The 1056-nt window shown below is 40.4% G+C and carries 1 protein-coding gene; it reads right to left on the reverse strand.

The genetic code is table 11. From position 1 onward, the window contains the following. Positions 1 to 99: 99 nt before the first annotated feature. The gene (locus tag E5672_RS19735) at positions 100 to 396 is read right to left on the reverse strand and encodes a hypothetical protein (protein WP_136783876.1); all 297 of its coding nucleotides are present in this window, start codon (positions 394 to 396) and stop codon (positions 100 to 102) included. Between the last annotated feature and the right edge of the window lie 660 nt (positions 397 to 1056).

A 1056-nucleotide genomic window follows, 5' to 3' on the forward strand; every position in this document is an offset into this window, starting at 1 on the left:
AAACGAGTTCTAAAAAGGCAACGGTATTGATCTTGAAATAGTGGTCAAAGGGCTATCTTTTTTCATTGACAGCCCGGAGGCTCATATGTGTTAGGTGCGTCAGTAGTAAACAAGAGAACTCCCTTCTTTTAAAGCTTCGTTGTAATAACCAGTAAATCCCTTATAAGCCTCAGTATTCAACACGTCAATTTGAAGCTGATTACCTGCTAAATTAGTGATACTTGAGAAGCCGAATTTTTTAGCTTCGTTCTCCGCATTCAAAAATTCTGTTGTTGCTGGCGCTTGGCGAAGAAAAAGCATGCATTTATGAGTAGCACCAACATCTGGGTGAGCGTAATCGTACTCAGGTTTTTCAGTGAAAGTGCCAGTAAAACCATAGATAAAAACTTTACTCATACCAGTAGCACCTAACTTTTAAATAAGGGGCGCAGGCATGTGGGGCATAATGGCGAAGCCGCCCCACGTGTATGCGTCCCAACGAACGAAGTGAGTGACTTAATTTTTTTGTTATGTGACTTTGCCAATACAGAGTACCTAAGTTTTATGGAATTTAAAAACTGGATATATGGCAACCAGAGCGAACATAAAAAACACTTCGAAGGCCAGAAGCCCACTAATTGCTATTAAGATAATGTTAAGCGCTAACTGTTTATTGGACATATCAAAGTACCTACGCAACCAGTCTATTTCACTGAGCAGATAGAAAAAAATGACGAATGCAAAAGTACAACTAGCTAAAACATTGAGCTTGAAAACACAAGGAAGTATGAAGAAGCAACTAGATAAAAAAAGGACCAATAACTGTATCTTAGGAAGTTGCAGTCTGTCTTCATTAGTCATTAGATGATTCTATTCCCTTAGTCACATAACTTTAAAATAAGGGGCGCAGACATGTGGGGCATAATGGCGCAGCCGCCCCGCGTGTATGCGTCCCAGCGAACGCAGTGAGTGTGTTGATTGGGTTGTTATACCCGTGCCTAATCATATATGCCAGGCGTTAAAATTTGCATCAACTTCTCAGGGTTTTCAACAGATGTAAAACCAAACTGCGAGTAC

The sequence above is a fragment of the Alteromonas portus genome (assembly GCF_005117025.1).
Classification (GTDB): Bacteria; Pseudomonadota; Gammaproteobacteria; order Enterobacterales; family Alteromonadaceae; genus Alteromonas; species Alteromonas portus.